This window comes from Paraburkholderia sp. SIMBA_030, assembly GCF_046535245.1.
Taxonomy (GTDB): Bacteria; Pseudomonadota; Gammaproteobacteria; order Burkholderiales; family Burkholderiaceae; genus Paraburkholderia.
This window is the reverse complement of record NZ_JAWRXB010001565.1, coordinates 1-238: the sequence shown is the minus strand read 5'-3', so window position 1 is coordinate 238 and position 238 is coordinate 1. Positions and strand designations below refer to the sequence as shown.

Sequence of the window (238 nt, the reverse complement as noted above, 5' to 3'; positions counted from 1 at the left end):
CTTTGCCGTTGCTAAGACTTGTTGTATCTTATCTTGCGTTTGCTCGAGTTTGCTTTGTATGACGCCATCAGACAAAAAGTCCACATCCTCTTCATCAGGGAAATCAATCGCTGCTTCAACATGTAAACGAAGATGAATGAGTTGTTCTAATAGCTGGTTAATTTTTTGTGAAAACTCACCGCTTAGAGAGCGAATCGCACTACTAGCTGCGGCGGCACTAGTCGCATCAATCGCATCA

The 238-nt window shown here is 43.3% G+C and carries 1 pseudogene; it reads right to left on the bottom strand.

Features of this window, described 5'->3' with window-relative positions:
• Positions 1-238, bottom strand: a pseudogene (locus SB772_RS45280) (tRNA uridine-5-carboxymethylaminomethyl(34) synthesis GTPase MnmE); the annotation flags it as partial.